The sequence below is a fragment of the Methylobacterium ajmalii genome (genome assembly GCF_016613415.1).
GTDB classification, from domain to species: Bacteria; Pseudomonadota; Alphaproteobacteria; order Rhizobiales; family Beijerinckiaceae; genus Methylobacterium; species Methylobacterium ajmalii.
In genome coordinates this window covers 103,807-121,363 of record NZ_JACWCT010000100.1, presented here as the reverse complement: position 1 = coordinate 121,363, position 17,557 = coordinate 103,807, and the positions used below count along the sequence as shown (strand labels likewise).

The 17,557-nt window shown below is 71.0% G+C and carries 15 protein-coding genes; 5 read left to right on the top strand and 10 right to left on the bottom strand.

The window, feature by feature from the left end; translation table 11 throughout:
• The 3 genes from HPY23_RS19415 to HPY23_RS19405 all read right to left on the bottom strand — a co-directional run.
• The coding region (locus tag HPY23_RS19415) for a site-specific integrase (RefSeq protein WP_478219418.1) at nucleotides 1–548 on the bottom strand (548 nt) is incomplete at its 3' end.
• Between the two features lie 102 nt (nucleotides 549–650).
• Entirely contained in the window at nucleotides 651–1,241 is a 591-nt protein-coding gene (locus tag HPY23_RS19410) for a hypothetical protein (protein ID WP_091888083.1), read from the bottom strand.
• A gap of 385 nt (nucleotides 1,242–1,626) precedes the next feature.
• The gene (locus HPY23_RS19405) at nucleotides 1,627–2,007 is read right to left on the bottom strand and encodes a response regulator (protein ID WP_091888086.1); all 381 of its coding nucleotides are present in this window, start codon (nucleotides 2,005–2,007) and stop codon (nucleotides 1,627–1,629) included.
• A gap of 222 nt (nucleotides 2,008–2,229) precedes the next feature.
• Between HPY23_RS19405 and HPY23_RS19400 the strand changes: the two genes are divergently transcribed.
• Both HPY23_RS19400 and HPY23_RS19395 read left to right on the top strand, forming a co-directional pair.
• Entirely contained in the window at nucleotides 2,230–2,583 is a 354-nt protein-coding gene (locus tag HPY23_RS19400) for a hypothetical protein (protein WP_060849606.1), read from the top strand.
• A 56-nt stretch (nucleotides 2,584–2,639) separates the two neighbouring features.
• Nucleotides 2,640–3,620, top strand: a complete 981-nt coding sequence (locus HPY23_RS19395; protein ID WP_091888088.1) for a ferredoxin reductase domain-containing protein — start codon at nucleotides 2,640–2,642, stop codon at nucleotides 3,618–3,620.
• A gap of 7 nt (nucleotides 3,621–3,627) precedes the next feature.
• On the opposite strand, the gene HPY23_RS19390 is transcribed toward HPY23_RS19395, so the two are convergent.
• From HPY23_RS19390 to HPY23_RS19370, 5 genes are all read right to left on the bottom strand, one after another.
• The gene (locus HPY23_RS19390) at nucleotides 3,628–4,491 is read right to left on the bottom strand and encodes an MBL fold metallo-hydrolase (protein WP_091888090.1); all 864 of its coding nucleotides are present in this window, start codon (nucleotides 4,489–4,491) and stop codon (nucleotides 3,628–3,630) included.
• A gap of 81 nt (nucleotides 4,492–4,572) precedes the next feature.
• Nucleotides 4,573–5,610 carry an SDR family oxidoreductase gene (locus HPY23_RS19385; protein WP_091888092.1) on the bottom strand — a complete coding sequence of 346 codons (1,038 nt, stop codon included), beginning with the start codon at nucleotides 5,608–5,610 and terminating at the stop codon, nucleotides 4,573–4,575.
• Nucleotides 5,611–5,746: 136 nt separating this feature from the next.
• Nucleotides 5,747–8,935: an efflux RND transporter permease subunit gene (locus HPY23_RS19380; RefSeq protein WP_060848955.1), complete on the bottom strand. Its 3,189-nt coding sequence runs from the start codon at nucleotides 8,933–8,935 to the stop codon at nucleotides 5,747–5,749.
• 106 nt (nucleotides 8,936–9,041) lie between these two features.
• Complete coding sequence (locus HPY23_RS19375; protein WP_091888094.1) at nucleotides 9,042–10,175, bottom strand: efflux RND transporter periplasmic adaptor subunit; 1,134 nt, start codon at nucleotides 10,173–10,175, stop codon at nucleotides 9,042–9,044.
• A gap of 201 nt (nucleotides 10,176–10,376) precedes the next feature.
• Entirely contained in the window at nucleotides 10,377–10,697 is a 321-nt protein-coding gene (locus HPY23_RS19370; RefSeq protein ID WP_060848957.1) for a rhodanese-like domain-containing protein, read from the bottom strand.
• A gap of 247 nt (nucleotides 10,698–10,944) precedes the next feature.
• Here HPY23_RS19370 and HPY23_RS19365 point away from each other — a divergent pair, with 247 nt between their 5' ends.
• Together HPY23_RS19365 and puuE are read left to right on the top strand one after the other, a co-directional pair.
• Nucleotides 10,945–12,225, top strand: a complete 1,281-nt coding sequence (locus HPY23_RS19365; RefSeq protein ID WP_091888096.1) for a glycosyltransferase family 4 protein — start codon at nucleotides 10,945–10,947, stop codon at nucleotides 12,223–12,225.
• Between the two features lie 416 nt (nucleotides 12,226–12,641).
• Nucleotides 12,642–14,084 (top strand): allantoinase PuuE, encoded by a 1,443-nt coding sequence (puuE, locus tag HPY23_RS19360; RefSeq protein ID WP_091888098.1) that lies wholly within the window; start codon nucleotides 12,642–12,644, stop codon nucleotides 14,082–14,084.
• 329 nt (nucleotides 14,085–14,413) lie between these two features.
• On the opposite strand, the gene HPY23_RS19355 is transcribed toward puuE, so the two are convergent.
• Nucleotides 14,414–15,247, bottom strand: coding sequence for an NAD-dependent epimerase/dehydratase family protein (locus tag HPY23_RS19355; RefSeq protein ID WP_236012907.1), 834 nt, complete (start codon nucleotides 15,245–15,247; stop codon nucleotides 14,414–14,416).
• A 166-nt stretch (nucleotides 15,248–15,413) separates the two neighbouring features.
• Between HPY23_RS19355 and HPY23_RS19350 the strand changes: the two genes are divergently transcribed.
• On the top strand, nucleotides 15,414–16,349 hold the full coding sequence (locus tag HPY23_RS19350) for an SMP-30/gluconolactonase/LRE family protein (RefSeq protein ID WP_091888100.1): 936 nt from the start codon (nucleotides 15,414–15,416) through the stop codon (nucleotides 16,347–16,349).
• 22 nt (nucleotides 16,350–16,371) lie between these two features.
• On the opposite strand, the gene speB is transcribed toward HPY23_RS19350, so the two are convergent.
• Complete coding sequence (gene speB / locus HPY23_RS19345) at nucleotides 16,372–17,415, bottom strand: agmatinase (RefSeq protein ID WP_091888102.1); 1,044 nt, start codon at nucleotides 17,413–17,415, stop codon at nucleotides 16,372–16,374.
• Nucleotides 17,416–17,557: the final 142 nt, after the last annotated feature.

The window sequence follows — 17,557 nt, the reverse complement described above, 5'->3', positions numbered from 1 at the left end:
CGCTCAAGCCCAGCGACAGCCTGCCGGATGAACCAGCGGCGCCACGAGTGGAAGTCCACGTTCGACTGCCGCTGTTCGTCAGACGCTCGCTCATCGACACCCAGCCGCCTACGCTCCCGCGTGAAGGCTTGGCTGACTGGCGCAGAACGATCCCGCTTCGACCCTGGCTGCTGTTCCTCAAGGTCGTCGAAGAGGTAGGCGTCAGGCCCCTTCCCTGCGGTCCTACGGGTGATGATGGGGACAAGAGCCGAGTGGGCGGGGATGGTACGGAGGCCCGAAGGCGTCTTCGCGTCGGTCACCCGAAGGCACCCGTTCGCGCAGTCCTTCACCTTCAGGCCAGCCACTTCCTCCAGGCGCATCCCGCTCAAGGCGCTGATGATGGAGATGTCCCGTTCCCGGGGCAGACGGATGCCCTTCAGGAGCTTGTGGACCTCGTCTTCGGTGAAGGGCCGCTTCTGAGCCGTGGGCATGTCGCGCCGCTGCGGAACGTTGGCCGAGATGGACTGACCCACCCATGGGTTCACCTCGATGCCGTGGCGCTTGACCAACCACTTCCAGTAAGAACTCAGGCACGTGATGTGCTTGTTGGCTGACTTCGGGTGCTTCTTCGTGGCGATGAAGCTGTCGTGGATGAACCGACCTGCTGCCCGTTAGGTGATGGCTTCTACCGTCTTGCGGACCCGCTTCTCGTCGCACCACGCCTCGAGGAGCCCCAGAGCCCGCTTGATGTCCTCCCGGTAGCCAATGGACATCTCAGACCGTTCCTCGAACCAACGATCCACGAGGGCGATGAGGGGGGTCTGCTCACCCAGAGCCACGGCGGCGAACGACTGACCTGCATCATGGCCGTGCTTGTGCTCGATGCGGTCCACGTGATCGGCGAGCACGTCGCGGATGCTGTAGGGGACGACGACCTCCTCACCCTCGTGGATGAGCACCTCACTTCCGGTGACGACCTCCTCCCCAGCATCCTCCCGCTCTACCAGTTCTCGCCACTCCATGGCCTCGGCGGATAGGTTGGCTCGGACAGTGGTCGAACGAGTGCCGTTCAGGAGCGCGCGAAGGCGCTTGATCACGTCCACCTTCTCCCGCTCCGCTTCGAGAGGGTCGGTGGTGTTCAGGGTCTCCTTGAGCTTGCCCTTGCCGAACTTCGTCAGCATCGAGGGCGGCACCCGGACGACTACCCGGATGCGGTTGCCGTGCCACTCGAGGTGCTTGCCGAGCTTCTTGGGAGAGGGCATCAGGAATGGGTCTCACAACGCAGGTGTCCCCCACGTCGTCCCCCATTGTGTCCCCCAGATCAAGGAGAAAAAGCCCTATGATCTCAACGGTTCAGGCACTTAGCACAGCCTTGGGGGTCCGTCCCTCTCTCTCCGCCAACCGCCAGTCCAGGGCGGTCCCCAAAGGCTACAGATCAGTCGCCGAGGCCGTCGCAGTTCGGGCCCGTGCGCTGACTGGTTCGATTTCCGAAACGACATCCCGTTTGCCCAGGTCCGTCCGACGTGGATCGGTGGGGCGACCAGAGGGGCGCGGACTCGGCGCGCCGTAGCCCCGGCACGCCCCGGAGCCCGTCGTCCGGGTCGATCGTCACGCCGATCGCCCGGATCCGCCTCCGATCTCCCCCCCTTAGACCCGCTCGCCCCCGGTGAGCTCCCCGCACAGCGCCCCCAGGGCCTCGACCAGGCGCTCAGGGTTCAGGGGCTTTCTCAGCATCGGAAGGTCCGGCCACAGGAGCCGCATCGCGCGCGGCAGCACGCCGCCGGTGCAGATCAGGACCGGGATGCCCTTGGCGATCAGGCCCTCGGCGGTGGGCGTCGCCTCGCCGTCGGCGAGGTTGAGATCGAGGATCGCGGCGTCGATCGCCTCGAGGTCGATCAGCGCCAGGGCCTCGCGGTTGGTGCGGGCCGGGCCGACGGCGTGGGCGTTCGCGCCGGTCACGATCTCGGTCAGCTCCAGGGCGACCAGCGCCTCGTCCTCGACGATCAGCACCCGTCGTCCGTCCAGCATCGCGATCTCCGTCGGTTCGGAAACGGGCGAATCGGTGCCCGTCCCCGTGATCCGCGGCGAGAGTGTGTCGGAGGCCGGGCCCGGTCAATCGGGCGGATGCGACGCATGGGATTAAAGGCTCCTTAACCATGTTGCCGGCATGGTTTGCCGAGCCGTGATCGGCAACGGCGCGTCCATCGGGGCGCGGTCCGGACGGCTGAGACGAGGGGCGGAGTGTCGGCGATGGGCGAGGCGGCGTTGAACATCGCGGGCCAGGAGCGGGGCGGCCCGGATTTCGATCTGGTGCGGCGCCTGCTGCTCCCGCCGGGCTGGCTCGGCCCCCGGCCCTACCGGCTGCCCGAGCCCGACGAGGCGCCCGAGGAAGACCTCGACGAGCTGGTCGCCCAGCTCGAGGCCGAGAACCAGGTGATGAAGGCGGTGATCCGCTCCGAGCGCGAGGCGGCCGCCGAGCTGCGGGCGCAGGTCGCGGCGCTCACCACCCAGCAGGCCCAGGACGACACGATCCAGGACGACCTGCGGGCCGACCGCGACCGCTGGGCCTCCCTGGTCGAGCGCCTGCTGTTCGCCTCCCGGTGAGGCGCCCCCCTCATCGACCCGAGATCGCGGGACCCCGCAGTCGCACGGAGACGGCCATGAGCCCCCGCTGCTCGCTCGTCGTCAACGGCAAGCCCGTCCGTGTGGCGACCGGCGACACGCCCCTCGATGCCGCCTTGCCCCGGAACGTGGCGGCCGGCCGCGACGGGGTGATCCAGGACGCGCAGCTTCCGGACGCCCTGCCGCGCCTGCGCAACACCAGCCGCGCCCGGCCCCGCCTCGGCGACGGCGCCGCCACCCGGCCCGGCCCCGCCCCCTCGCCGCTCGCGGTGCTGCGCACGGTGAAGCGCGCCGGCACGCTGCTGTCCGTCACCCCGCTCTCGGGCGCGGTGGTCGAGGTGGTGGTCACCGTCTCGCGCGATCTCGACGTGGCGCCCGGCCAGGCGGTCGAGGTCGCCTTCGCGGGGGTGCCGGCGCGGCCCTACTGCCCGACCCAGCGCATCGACGGCAACACCGAGCTCAACGAGCTCGTCTTCCACCTGCGCCGCGACGTCGGCGCGCTCGGTCCCGCCCTCGGCGAGGCGGTGCAGCCCGGCCACGTCGTGCGCATCAAGGGACCGGCCGGCGGCATCCCGTACCGTCCCGGGCCCGGCCGCCTGATCCTGGTTTCGGCCGAGACCGGCTTCGCGCCGATCTGGGCGATCGCCCGGGCGGCGCGCCACCGCGAGATCGCCCGCGAGATGGTGGTGGTGGCCGGCGCGGCGGATGCCGACGACCTCTACATGCGTCCCGGCCTCGACTGGCTGCGCGCCACCGGCGTGCAGCAGATCACGCTCGCGGCGAGCCGCGACCGCCGCGGCCAGGCCGACGTGCGCCACGGGCCCGTGACCGCCCACCTGCCGACCCTGCGCGGCAGCGACACGGTCCACGTCGCCGGCCCGCCGGACATCGTGCGGGCGGTCGAGCGGCTGTGCGACAGCGTCGGCGCGACCTGCGCCGCCCTTCCCTTCCTGCCGTCGCGCAGCCGCGCCCGCAGCCTGGTCACCCCGGGGGATACCGGGGCGCAGTTCGGGCTCTGACTGGCCGTCAGCGCAGGTCGGAGACCGGCACCGGGTAGGCGTGCGGCCGCCCGGCCAGCATCGCGTCGATCAGGGCGAGCACCTCCGCCCGCCCGACATTCGCCGCCTGCTCGAAGGGCGTCCAGGTCTGGTGGAAGTCGAGCGCCGCGAAGACGTCGCGGTAGCGCGTGAGTTCCGCTTGGGTCAGCGGCACGCCGCGCACGAAGGCCTTGTGGGCCGAGATGGTCAGGGCCTCGCGCGGGTTGTCCGGGTTCAGCTCGAACTTCAGCGCGTCGCCGCAGAACACGATGCCGCGGGCGCGGTCGTGCAGCACGGCGTGACCGTCGAAATGGCCGGCGGTGCGATGCAGGGTCAGGCCCGGCAGCGGCTCCAATACGTCGTCGTACGGCCAGGACACCTGGAGCGCGGCGCTCCATATGAAGTCGGCGGCGGGCAGGCAGAGCTCGGGGTCGAAGCGGTCCTGAAGCTGGGGCAGCGCGCCGTAGCTGTGCGGGTGCGAGGCCGACAGCATTGTCATGCCCCCGAGGGATTCGATGTGGTCGAGCGCCGCCTCGCTGAAGACCGGGCAGCCCTCGAAGCCCATGTTGCCGTCCGGCGTGACGATCAGGTAGGCGCTCGGCCCGATGCCGGTGACCGGCTCGTTCCAGAACTTCCACACGCCGGCCTCGACCTCCTCCCAGTGGCACGGGAACGATCCTTGCGCCTCCGCCACGTCGCGGAAGCGCCAGCCGTCCTGGGGCACGACGTGGCGGGCATCGAGGCACATCGGGCAGCTCGGCGGCGCCGCGAAGTGGCGCTGCCAGAAGCCGCAATTGTCGCAGACGAAGCTGGGAAGCTTGAGGGCGCCCGCGAAGGGCAGGTAACCGGGCACGCGAGACCTATCGGGGCGAAGCGGGAGGATGCCGCCGGAGATAGGGCGAGCGCGCCGGACCGTCGACGCGGGGGCGCCGCGTCAGAACACCCGCGGCAGGAGCCGGCGACGACGGCGCCCGAGGCGGCGCGCCGCCCCGGCCCCGAGGGCAAGGGCCGCCACGCCCCCGACGGCGAGCGCCGCGAGACCGGCGACGAGGACGTCGCGCTGGCGGTCGGTGACGAACTCGCTGCGGGTCGGCGTGGTCTTGTCGGCGAATTTCCCGTCGATCGCGGCCGGACCGGGCGCCGGCGCGAACAGGTTGCCGGGCTTGTCGGGGGCCGCCTCGCCGATCTGCGCGTCCCAGCCGCGCGCCATGAACCGGTCCGAGAGGGCCGGCGAGACCACCTGCATCAGGCCCATCTGAATGGTCGAGCGGCCGACATAGATGTCGCGGCGGCGGTGGTCGGCCGCGAACCGGATCGCGTCGGCGCAGAGCCGCGGGTCGAAGACCGGGGCCGGGATGTCCTGCTCGGCACCCGTGCGGGTGCGGGCCCAGCCGAATTGCGGCGTGTTCACCGCCGGCAGGTAGACGACCGTCAGGTTGATCTCGACGCCCTCGTGCAGGAACTCGGAGCGCAGGCCGTCGGTGAAGCCGGTCACCGCGTGCTTGGCGGCGCAGTAGGGCACCTGCAGAGGCATCGCGCGAAGCCCCAGGCCCGAACTGACCTGCACGATGGTGCCGCGGTTGCGCCCGCGCATGTGCCGCAGCGCGGCGAGCGTGCCCCAGACCTGGCTGAGATAGGTGGTCTCGGTCACCCGCCGCCATTCCTCGGGCGCGATCTCGGGGGCGGGCGCGACGATCGACGACATCGCGTTGTTGACCCAGGTGTCGATCGGCCCGAGCTCGGCCTCGAACCGGTCGGCGGCATCGTTCACCGCCTCCACGTCGGCGACGTCGGCGGAGAGCGCCAGGACCGCGCCGCCGTGCCGGCGCAGGGCCGCTTCGGCGTCGCGCAGGCGGCCTTCGTCGCGGGCGACGATCCCGACCGACCACCCGTCCCTGGCAAACGCGTGGGCGGTCGCCAGACCGATCCCCGCCGTACCGCCCGTCACCACCGCCACCCGTGCCACGCGCATCTCCCGAACCTCGAATCAGGCCGGCAATGCGGGAGCAGGGCTGGCGGTTCGGGGGCGGCGATGCCGCACCCGAGACGACGACGCCCCCGGACGGTGCCGTCCGGGGGCGTCGATTCGCGTCAGGCCGTGGATCCGGTCACCGCGCCGGCTCCGGCTCGCCGGGATGCTCCTCGACGCCGCGCCAGCGATTGATGCGGATCAGGATGTTGCGGATCACGACGTAGAAGACCGGGGTCAGGAACAGGCCGAAGATCGTGGCACCCAGCATGCCGAACAGCACCGCGGTGCCGAGCGCCTGGCGCATCTCGGCGCCCGGGCCGGTGGCGAAGGCGAGCGGCACCACGCCGAGGATAAACGCGAAGGCGGTCATCAGGATCGGGCGCAGGCGAAGCCGGCAGGCCTCGACGGCCGCCGCGACGGGGCCCCGGCGCTCGCTCTCCTCGATCTGGTGGGCGAACTCGACGATCAGGATCGCGTTCTTGGCCGCCAGACCGATCAGCACGATGAGGCCGATCTGGGTCAGGATGTTGTTGTCCTGGCCCCGGAACTGCACGCCCGCCAGGGCCGCGAGCACGCCGGTCGGCACCACCAGCAGGATCGAGAGCGGCAGCGCCCAGGATTCGTACTGGGCGGCGAGCACCAGGAAGACCAGCAGCACGCCGAGCGCGAAGACGTAGATCGCCGTGTTGCCGACCGCCTTTTCCTGGAAGGCGATGTCGGTCCACTCGAAGCTCATGCCGTCGGGCAGGGTCTGGCGGGCGAGCTTCTCCATCGCGTCGAGGGACTGGCCCGAGGAGATGCCCGGCTTCGCGTCGCCCTGCACGGGAATCGAGTAGAACAGATTGAAGCGCTGGACGATCTGGGGGCCCGAGATGTCGCGGATGCTGGCGAGCGTCCCCATCGGCACGAGCGCGCCGGTGGAGGAGCGGACCTTCAGCCGCTCGATGTCGGACTTCTCCATCCGGTACTTGGCGTCGGCCTGGGCGCGGACCTGGTAGACGCGGCCGAAGGTGTTGAAATCGTTGACGTAGGCGCCGCCGAGGTTGACCTGGAGCGTCGAGAACACGTTGGCGAGCGGCACGTTCAGCATCCGCGCCACCGTGCGGTCGATGTCGAGGTAGATCTGCGGCGTGTCGTTGCCGAAGGTGGTGAAGACGCGGGTCAGCGCCGGGTCGCGGTTGGCCGCGCCGATGAGGTCGCCCGAGACCTGGAGCAGCCGGGCGATGTCCGAGCCCTCGCGGCTCTGGACCTGCATCTTGAAGCCGCCGGCATTGCCCAGGCCCCGCACCGGCGGCGGCGGGATCGCGATGATCCGGGCCTCCTGCATCGGCGCGGTCTTGGCGAGCACAGCCTGGAGGATCTTGCCGGCGGTCAGGCCCTTCTCCAGGCGCTCCTTGAACGGCTTCAACGGCAGGAACATCACCGCGCCGTTGGTGGTGTTGGTGAAGGTCGCGCCGTCGAAGCCCGCGATGACGACGGTGTTGCCGACGCCGTCGATATCGAGGGAGCGGCGCGAGACCTCCTGCACCACCGCGGTCGTGCGCTCGAGCGACGAGCCCGGCGGCAGTTGCACCACCACCAGCAGGTAGCCCTGGTCCTGGAGCGGGATGAAGCCCGTCGGCGTGGTGCGCACGAGGTGCAGCACGCCGTAGATCACGCCGGCATAGAGCAGCAGCATGGCGAGCAGCGGCACCAGCCGCCCGGTGAGGAACCGGATCGCCGCCGCGTAGCCGTTGGCGGTGGCGTCGAAGGCGCGGTTGAATGTGTTGGCCGCCCACGACCCGAACCGGGCGAGGAAGAACCGCGGCCGGTGGTGCTCGGAATGGGGCTTCAGCAGCAGCTTGCAGAGCGCCGGCGACAGCGTCAGCGAGTTGAACATCGAGATGATGGTCGAGGCCGCGATGGTGAGCGCGAACTGCCGGTAGAACTGGCCCGAGATGCCCGGGATGAAGGCGGTCGGGATGAACACCGCCGACAGAACGAGCGCGATGGCGACGACGGCGCCGCCGACCTCGTCCATGGTCTTGTGGGCGGCCTCGCCGGGGGAGAGCCCCTCGGCCATGTTGCGCTCGACGTTCTCCACCACCACGATCGCGTCGTCGACGACGATGCCGATGGCGAGCACGAGGCCGAACAGCGTCAAGTTGTTGAGCGAGAAGCCGAGCAGCGCCATCACCGCGAAGGTGCCGACGAGCGACACCGGGATCGCGATGATCGGGATGATCGCGGTGCGCCAGCTCTGCAGGAAGATCAGGATGACGACGACGACGAGGATGACCGCCTCGCCGAGCGTCTTGTAGACCTCGTGCACCGATTCGGCGATGAACTCGGTCGGGTTGTAGGCGATCTTGAATTCGAGGCCGGGGGGGAAGTCCTTGGCCAGCGTCTTCATCAAGGCCTGGACCTGCTCGGCCGCCTCGAGCGCGTTGGTGCCAGGACGCTGGAACACGCCGATGCCGATCGCCGGCTGGCCGTTGAGGAACGACTTCGTCGTGTAGTCCTTCTGGCCGAGCTCGACCCGGGCGATGTCGGAGACCCGCACCAGCCGCCCGTCGGACGCCTTGACGATGACCTTGCGGAACTCGCTCGGGTCCTGGAACCGCCCTTGCGTCTGGACCGTGAGCTGGAACGCCTGGCTCGCGGGTGCCGGCGGCGCGCCGAGCGCACCCGAAGCGACCTGGACGTTCTGCTCCTGCAGCGCGTTGATCACGTCGGTGGTCGAGAGCTGGTAGGAGGCGAGCTTGTTCGGGTCGAGCCAGAGCCTGAGCGCGTATTCCGAGCCGCCGAACACCGTGATGTCGCCAACGCCGTTGAGGCGCAGCAGCGGATCGCGCAGGCGAAGATAGATGTAGTTGGCCAGATAGTTCTGGTCGAAGGTGCCGTCGGGCGAGAGCACGTGCACGACCATCATCAGGTCGGGCGAGGATTTGCGGACCGTGACGCCGAGGTTGCGCACGTCGCCGGGCAGGCGCGGCTGGGCGACCGAGAGCCGGTTCTGGACCAGCACGTTGGCGATGTCGAGGTTGGTGCCGAGCGCGAAGGTGACGGTCAGCTGCATGTTGCCGTCGTTGGTCGACAGCGACGACATGTACAGCATGTTGTCGACGCCGTTGATCTCCTGCTCGATCGGCGTCGCGATGGTGGCCGCCACCGTCTCGGCGTTGGCGCCCGGGTAGGAGGCGCGCACGACGACGGTCGGCGGCACGATCTCGGGATATTGCGAGACCGGCAGCGAGATGTACGAAACGTAGCCGATGATCAGGATGACGATCGAGGTCACCGAGGCGAAGATCGGCCGGTCGACGAAGAAGTGGGCAAAACGCATCGGTGGGCCTCTCGCGCCCTTCGGCTAGTCGGGCGTGGCGCCCCCGCGCGGGCGGGGGCCGTGGCATCCTGACGGGCGCGCCGCCCGGGGCGGGCGGCGCGGCTGGCTATTCGCGGACCGGCGGCAGGTCCTTGCGCTCGGGCGTGATCTTGGCGCCCGGGCGCACCCGGGTCAGGCCGACGATCACGATGGTCTCGTCGCCCTTGAGCCCGTCGCGCACCACCCGGTAGCCGTCGATCTTGGGTCCGGGGCGGATGTTGCGGGGCTGGACCACGTTGTCCTCGCCGACCACGTAGACGAGGCGCTTGTCCTGGTTGGCGCCGATCGCCTCGTCGGGGATCAGCACGCCGCGATAGGGCTTCGAGGCCGGCATGCTGACGATGCCGAACAGGCCCGGCTTGATGAAGCGGTCGGGATTCTCGACGGTGGCGCGCAGGAGCACCGTGCCGGTGGCCTCGTCGACCCGGTTGTCGACGAAGTTGAGCACGCCCTTGCGGGTGGGCTTGGCCTCGCCGGTAAGCGCCACCAGGATCGGCACCGTGTGCTCGTTCTGGGTCGCCCCCATGCCGATCTTGAGCGTGCCCTGGTAGGCCAGGAACGAGCGCTCGTCGACCGTGAACGAGAAGTAGATCGGATCGAGCGAGACGATCGTGGTCAGCATCGTCTGGTCGGTGATGACGATGTTGCCCTCGGTGACGTTGCGCTGCGAGATCCGCCCGTCGATCGGCGAGCGCACCTCGGTGAAGTCGTAGTTGAGCTGGGCCTGGCGCAGGGCCGCGGTGGCGTTGTCGACGTCGGCCTGGGCGGTCTGCGAGTTCTGCCGGCGCTGGTCGGTGACCTGCTCGGAGATGTTGCCCGACCGGCTCAGCGTCTGGGCGCGCTCGAGGTCGGTCTGGCTGAAGTTCAGCCGCGCCTTGGCCGAGTCGAGGGCCGCGGTCGCCTGGTCGAGGGCGGCCTTGTAGGGCCGACGGTCGATGGTGAAGAGCAGGTCGCCCTTCTTAACCACGGCGCCGTCCTGGAAGTGGATCTTCTGCAGGTAGCCGGTGACCCGGGCCCGCACCTCGACGTACTCGATGGCGTTGAAGCGGCCGGTGAAGTCGTCGTGCTCCACCACCTCCTTGACCACGGGCTTGGCGACCGTGACCGTGGGGGGCGGACCGCCCGGAGCCTGGGCCCGCGCCGGCACCCCGGCCAGCAGCAGCAGCGCCGGGATCACCGCCGCCAGCCTCAGCCTGCGCATACTCGTTCTCCCGTTCGTCTTGTGCATGCGGCCCCACCGGACGCGCAGGAAGATGGGCCGGAGCGCATCCGCGTCGAGGGGCTTGGCCGTCACGGGAACCGCGCCGGCACCGGCGCGGCCCTCCCGGGGCCGTGAACGTCTCGGCCGCCCTCGCGGGCAATGCCTGCGAGGAGCGGATGAATCGGCTATTCCATGGATCGGCTATTCCACGGTCTCGCCGGCATTGGCCCAGTCCTTGAACCCGCCGACGTAGTGCTCCGAGAGGGGGATGCCCTCGCTCTGAAGGTAGTGCAGCGCCCGCGCCGAGCGCACGCCCGCGGCGCAGGACAGGACCGGCCGGCGGCCGTCCGCGGCGATCAAGGCCTGCAGGCGCTCGAGGTCGAAATCCGAGAGCGGGAACGACACCGAGCCCGGGATGTGGCCCGAGGCGAACTCGTTGGGCTCGCGCACGTCGATGAGCAGGACGGAGCCGTCCGCCAGGCCGTTCTTCACCGCTTCCCGATCCAGATCGACGATCGCCATGGTCTCACCCGAACATCGGCACGCCGCCGACCCACGATCATAGCCGCCGCGTCCGGCTCTTGTCACCGCGACGCGCCGGAGGCTGACGAATGCGATAAATCATCATCGCTCAGGGTTGCAAGGGCAACCATCCACGCGTCGGGGCGCGTCTTGTGCGCTGCCGCACAAGGTGGATTCGGCGGGTCCGCGCCGCAGGTATAGGAACGCGGGCAACCGCGTCACCTTCGCCGAGCCGCCTCAGGACCGCATGCGCCCGCATCCCGTCGCCTTCGACCTCACCCGTCTCGTCACCCGCCTGCGCCATGCGAGCCCGACCGGCATCGACCGGGTCGACCTCGCCTATGCCCGGCACCTCCTGGGCCAGGCCGGACCGCGCTTCGGCCTCGTCTCGACGCCGCTCGGCCCGAAGGTCCTCGACCGGGCGCGGATGACCGCCCTCGTCGAGGGCGCGACCGCCTCCTGGACCGAGGACGTGACGGCCAGCGACGACCCGGTCTACCGCGACCTCGCCGCCCGGCTCGGGCTGCCGGTTCCGGGGGCGGGCACCGGCGCGGCGGCACCCGAGGGCGCGCGGGACCGGCGCAAGCGGCAGCTGCAGGCCTGGCTCACGGCCTTGCGGGCGCCCGGACCCGAGGCGCTGCCGCTGAACGCGCTCTACCTCCACACCTCGCACCTGCGCCTCGACAAGCCCGCGCGGTTCGACTGGCTCTACGACCGGCCGGACGTGCGACCGGTCTTCTTCGTCCACGACCTGATCCCGATCGAGTATCCCGAGTACGGGCGCGACGGCGAGGCCGACCGGCACCGGGTGCGGATGGAGACGGTGGCCCGCCACGCCCAGGCCGTCGTGGTGAACTCGGCCGACGTGGGCCGGCGGTTCTCGGCCCATGTCGCGGGGCTCGGGCGGCGGCCGCCGCCGGTCACCGTCGGCCCGCTCGGGATCGAGGCGGCGTTCCAGGTCCCGCCCGCGCCGCCGCCGGCCCGGCCGTTCTTCCTGGTCTGCGGCACGATCGAGCCGAGGAAGAACCTGATCACCCTGCTCGCCGCCTGGCGCGAGCTCGCCGCCCGCCACGGAGCGGCGACGCCGCGCCTCGTCGTCGTCGGGCGCCGGGGCTGGGAGAGCGAGAACGTCATCGACCTCCTCGAGCGCTGCCCGGCGGTGCGCGCCCACGTCACCGAGGCCTCGGGCCTCTCGACCGCCGGGCTGGTCCGGCTGATGGGCCACGCCACCGCGCTGCTGATGCCCTCCTTCGCCGAGGGCTACGGCCTGCCGGTGCTGGAGGCCGCCGCCGCCGGCCTGCCGGTCGTGGCCTCCGACATCCCGGTCCACCGCGAGATCGCGACGGATTTCGCGGAATTCCTGCATCCCCTCGACGGCCTGGGCTGGATGCGGGCCGCGGAGGACCTGGCCGCGCCGGGCTCGGGGCTTCGGGGCGAGATGGCGGCGCGCCTCGCGGGCTACCGGGCGCCGACCTGGGCCGACCACTTCGCCCGGGTCGATCCGGTGCTGGCGACTTTGGCGGGGTGACGGTCCGCGCCGGTTTTGCGCCGGGGCTGCCGCAAGGCTAAGGTCGGGCTGGATTTTCACGCGGCCGTCCCGCTTCTCCTGGAGCCGGGCTGGGCGCGGGTCCCCTCAGCCGAGTGAGCTGGTGTATTCGCACGTCTGCGTCCGAGTGCTCCTCTTTTGAAGGTAGCGCGCCTCCCCTCCCCCTTGTGGGGAGGGGCATGGGGGTGGGGGTGGTGCCACGTAGAGCACGCGCTTCATCCGGCACCACCCCCACCCCTGACCCCTCCCCACAAGGGGGAAGGGGAAAGCGCGTGTATCGACAAGGGGCTGTCCTTCCGAGACGACGTGTGATTCCGCCAGCCCACGTGAGAGAGGGGATCCCGCGCCGGGCCCGGCACCGCTTGGGGCGGCGTCGGCCTCCACCGGACGCAGAACCCATGACCGACTCCCCCTACCCCCGCGACCTCGTCGGCTACGGCCGCACCCCGCCGCACGCGCAATGGCCGGACGGGGCCCGCATCGCGGTGCAGTTCGTCATCAACTACGAGGAGGGCGGCGAGAACTGCCTGCTGCACGGCGACCGGGCGTCCGAGGCGTTCCTGTCGGAGATCGTCGGCGCCCAGGCCTGGCCGGGCCAGCGCCACATGAGCATGGAATCGATCTACGAGTACGGCTCGCGGGTCGGGTTCTGGCGCCTGCACAGGCTCTTCACCGAGCGCGCCCTGCCGGTGACGGTCTACGGCGTCGCCACCGCGCTCCAGCGCAACCCGGACGCGGTGGCGGCGATGCGCGAGGCCGGCTGGGAGATCGCCTGCCACGGCCTCAAGTGGATCGACTACCGCGACTTCTCCTACGAGGAGGAGAAGGCCCACATGAACGAGGCGATCCGCATCCACACCGAGGCGACGGGCGAGCGCCCGCTCGGCTGGTACACGGGCCGGACCTCGGAGAACACGCTGCGGCTGGTGATGGAGGAAGGCGGCTTCCTCTACTCGGCGGATTCCTACGCCGACGACCTGCCCTACTGGGTCGAGGGCCCGCGCGCGCCCCAGCTCGTGGTGCCCTACACGCTGGACGCCAACGACATGCGGTTCGCCACCCCGCAGGGCTTCAACGCCGGCGACCAGTTCTTCGCCTACCTGCGCGACTCCTTCGACGTGCTCTACGCCGAGGGCGCCGAGACGCCCCGGATGCTCTCGATCGGCCTGCATTGCCGCCTCGTCGGCCGGCCGGGCCGCATCGCGGCGCTCGCGCGCTTCCTCGACCACGTCGCGGCGCACGACGACGTGTGGGTGACCCGCCGCATCGACATCGCCCGGCACTGGGCCAAGACCCATCCGCCCGCCGGCCTGACCCCGAGCCGGATGGGCCGCGCCCAGTTCGTCGAGAGCTTCGGCGACGTGTTCGAGCACTCCCCCTGGGTGGCGGACGGGGCGCATGCCGCCGGACTCTCGGGGATGCAGGATTCGGCCGACGGGCTGCACGCCGCGATGGTCGCGGTGATGCGGGCGGCCGAGCCGGCCCGGCAGCTCGCCCTGATCCACGCCCATCCCGACCTCGCCGGCCGGGTGGCGGCGGCCGATCTCGCGCTGGAATCGCGCGCCGAGCAGGCCTCGGCCGGCCTCGACGCCCTCGACGCCGAGGGCCGCGCCCGCTTCCTCGACCTCAACGAGCGCTACCGCAGCCGCCACGGCTTCCCCTTCATCATGGCGGTGCGGGGCAGGAGCCCGGACGAGATCCTGGCCCAGCTGGAAGAGCGCCTCGACAACTCCGCCGACGACGAGCGGGCCCGGGCGCTGCAGGAGATCGAGACCATCGCGCTCCTGCGCCTGCGCCAGCGGCTGCCCTCGCTGCCGGACGTCTTCTCGGCCACGGCCTGACGGGAGCGGCCTCGCCCCGGGGACGGCTGCCGTCTCCGGGACGACCTGCTCGACCGTTGCCCGGCCGCGCCCTCACGCCGCCGCGCGGACACCCTCCACCGGGGCGCGGGATCTCGGCGCCCCGTGAGCCGCGGCAGGCCTCGATCGGCGTTTCGCTCCCGCGGCCCTGCAGGCGCCGGGTCCCCCCTCCCCAATAGAGGAGGGTTCGCGCGCGGGGAGCGCAACGCGCCAGAGCACCTCACGATCGCGTTGCAATCGCGAAGCTCTCTAAGTCTTTGTTTTGGCGCATTTTCTGCGACGAACCGGTTTCCACTTCGTCGGAAAATGCTCTAAGTGCCTCGCTTCGGCCGCCCGGCCTGCGGCGTGTAGTCCATCGTCGTGAAGCTGCCGCCCTGGAGGGTGCGGGCGATCGGGTCGAGGGGGTTCTCCTGCGCCAGGATCTCCTCGGCCCAGTCCTCCGCCGATTGGGTCGGGCGGTAGCCGATCGCCGCGGCGGCGTCCGCGTTGTTCCAGTAGCTGCGCGGGTTGTCCGAGGCGCCCCAGACCGCGACATAGCCGGGCACCGGCGCCGCGATGCTGCGCAGGACGAGCTGGGCGAGGTCGTCGTGGCCGAGCCAGGTCGAGAGGTGGCGGAACTCCGTCGGCCGCGGCAGGGCGCTGCCGATGCGCAGCGCCACCCCCTCGATGCCGTGGCGGTCCCAGTACATCCGGCCCATCAGCTCGCCCCAGGCCTTGCTCAGGCCGTAGGCGCCGTCAGGCCGGAACGGCGCGTCGGGATCGAGGCGGGACTCCACCGAGTGCATCCCGAAGGCGTGGTTGGAACTGGCGAACACCACCCGGCGCAAGGCGTGGCGCCGCGCCCCTTCGTAGATCGCGTGCAGCGCGACGAGGTTGTTCTCGATCACCCCCGGCAGTGGCTTCTCGACGCTGGTGCCGGCCATGTGGACCAGGACCTCGGTGCCTTCGAGCAGCCGGTCGACGGCATCGGCGTCGCGCAGGTCGCCGGTCGTCACCGTCTCGGCCTCCGAGAGCGGCGTCAGCGCCGTCGGCCCGCCGCCGGAGCGCAGGACGATCCCGGCCGCGAGGAGCCGCGGCCGCAGCACCGCCCCGATCTGCCCGCCCGCTCCCGACAGCGCGACCCGCATCCCCGTTGCCTCGCCCATACGCGCTCCTCCCGTGCCGGCGCCCTTCGGACGGGGCACCTCGGGCGCCATCATCGGTGAGGGCGCGCCCGGCGTCGAGCGTCGAGGCCGCGGATCGCGGGTTGCGTCGGCGCCCGCGGCCCGCGAAGGTCCGCGCCGACAACGACGACAAGGGAGGAACGCCCCCGTGTGGACGCCGACGATCCGGTATCCCGACCCCGCCATCGAGGTCATCGATCCGTCCTTCGCCCGCTACCGGGTGTTCAGCGCCGGGGTCGAGCGTCTCGCCACCGGGTGCCGCTGGAGCGAGGGCCCGGTCTGGTTCGGGGATACGCGCGCCCTCCTGTGGAGCGACATCCCCAACAACCGCATTCTGCGGTACGACGAGGAGACCGGCGCGGTCTCGGCCTTCCGCAAGCCGTCGAACTTCGCCAACGGCAACACCCGCGACCGCCAGGGCCGTCTCGTCACCTGCGAGCATGGCGGGCGGCGGGTGACGCGCACCGAGTACGACGGCGCCGTCACGGTGCTCGCCGACAGTTTCGAGGGCAAGCGCCTCAACTCGCCCAACGACGTGGTGGTGGCCCGTGACGGCGCGGTCTGGTTCACCGACCCGCCCTTCGGCATCCTCGGCAACTACGAGGGCGAGCGGGCCGAGCCCGAACTGCCGCAGAACGTCTACCGGCTCGACCCGGTCACGGGAATGCTGGAAGCCGCGGCGACCGACCTCGCCGGGCCGAACGGCCTGTGCTTCTCCCCCGACGAATCGATCCTCTACCTCGTCGAGTCGCGGGCGCAGCCGAACCGCCGCATCCTCGCCTTCGACGTCTCGGGGGCACGCTTGAGCAACCAGCGCGTCCACATCGATGCCGGCCCCGGCACGCCGGACGGCTTCCGCTGCGACACCGACGGCAACCTGTGGTGCGGCTGGGGCATGGGCGACGACGCCCTCGACGGGGTGATGGTGTTCAACCCCGAAGGACAGCTGATCGGCCGCATCCGACTGCCGGAGCGCTGCGCCAACCTCTGCTTCGGCGGCCGCCACCGCAACCGGCTGTTCATGGCGGCAAGCCAGTCGCTCTATGCGGTCTACGTCGATGCGCAGGGCGTGGCCGGGGGGTAAGCCCCGGCCCGCGGAAGGGCGGCTAACCGACCTTCCGCCCCGCCGCCACCAGGCACATCAGCTCGAACAGCACCTGCGCGGCGCATTGCGCCGTGTTGCTGGTCGGATCGTATTGCGGCGCCACCTCGACCACGTCACCGCCGACGATGTTCACGCCGGCCAGTCCCCGCAGCAGATCCAGGACCTCGCGGGGCGTGAGTCCGCCCATCTCGGGCGTGCCGGTGCCCGGGGCGAAGCCCGGATCGAGGCTGTCGACGTCGAAGGAGAGGTAGGTCGGGCCGTCGCCCGCGACCTCCCGGGCCCGGGCGATCACCGCGGGAAGCCCGAGTTGCGGGACCTCCTCGGCGTGGATCACCGTCATGCCGGAGACGTACGAGAACTCCCACAGGTACTCGGCGCCGCCGCGGATGCCGATCTGGATCGTGCGCGCCGGATCGAGCACGCCGTCGAGCACCGCCTGGCGGAAGGGACCGCCGTGGTGGAACTTCGAGCCCTCGTAGACGCCGCCGGTGTCGCAATGGGCATCGATGTGGATCATGCCGACCGGGCGCGACGCGCCGACCGCCCGCAGCGTCGCGCGGCTGATCGAGTGGTCGCCGCCCACAGCGAGCGGCACCACGCCGGCCTTCACGACCGTGGCGAAGAAATCCTCGATGTCCTCGTGGCAGCTCTCGAGGGAGAAGCGGCTGCGGAACGGCACGTCGCCGATATCGGCCGCCTTCAGCTCGGCGGCCGGGGTCATGCGCAGGACGTGCTCGTAGGGGCCGACGCGCTCGACCGCCCGCACCGCCCGCGGCCCGTGGCGGGCGCCGGCCCGGTTGGTGACGCCGAGATCCATCGGCACGCCGATCAGCGCCACGTCGAGGCCGCCGAAATCGGGCAGCGTCGCGGCGTCGGGGCGGTAGGGCAGGTCGAGGAAGGTCGCGACGTCGGCGAACGGCCACTTGCGCCGGTCGCTCTCGCTGAATTGCTGGCGCGCCGCCTTGGCGAAATCCGGGTCGTCGATGTCGCCGCCGGTCGCGTCGAGGTAGCGGGCGCGAAGGGCCGCGAGCTTGGCCTGATCCATGGAACAATCCGGGAGGAAGGGCCCGTCGGTCGCCGCCGGCCGGGCGCAGCACTCGGGGGGTCGGCTTCCGCGAAGGGAGCCCCGGCGCGTCCGGCGTGCCCTCGGCCCGCGCCGCCCGGGCGCGACTGAAGCGCAGGCTGGC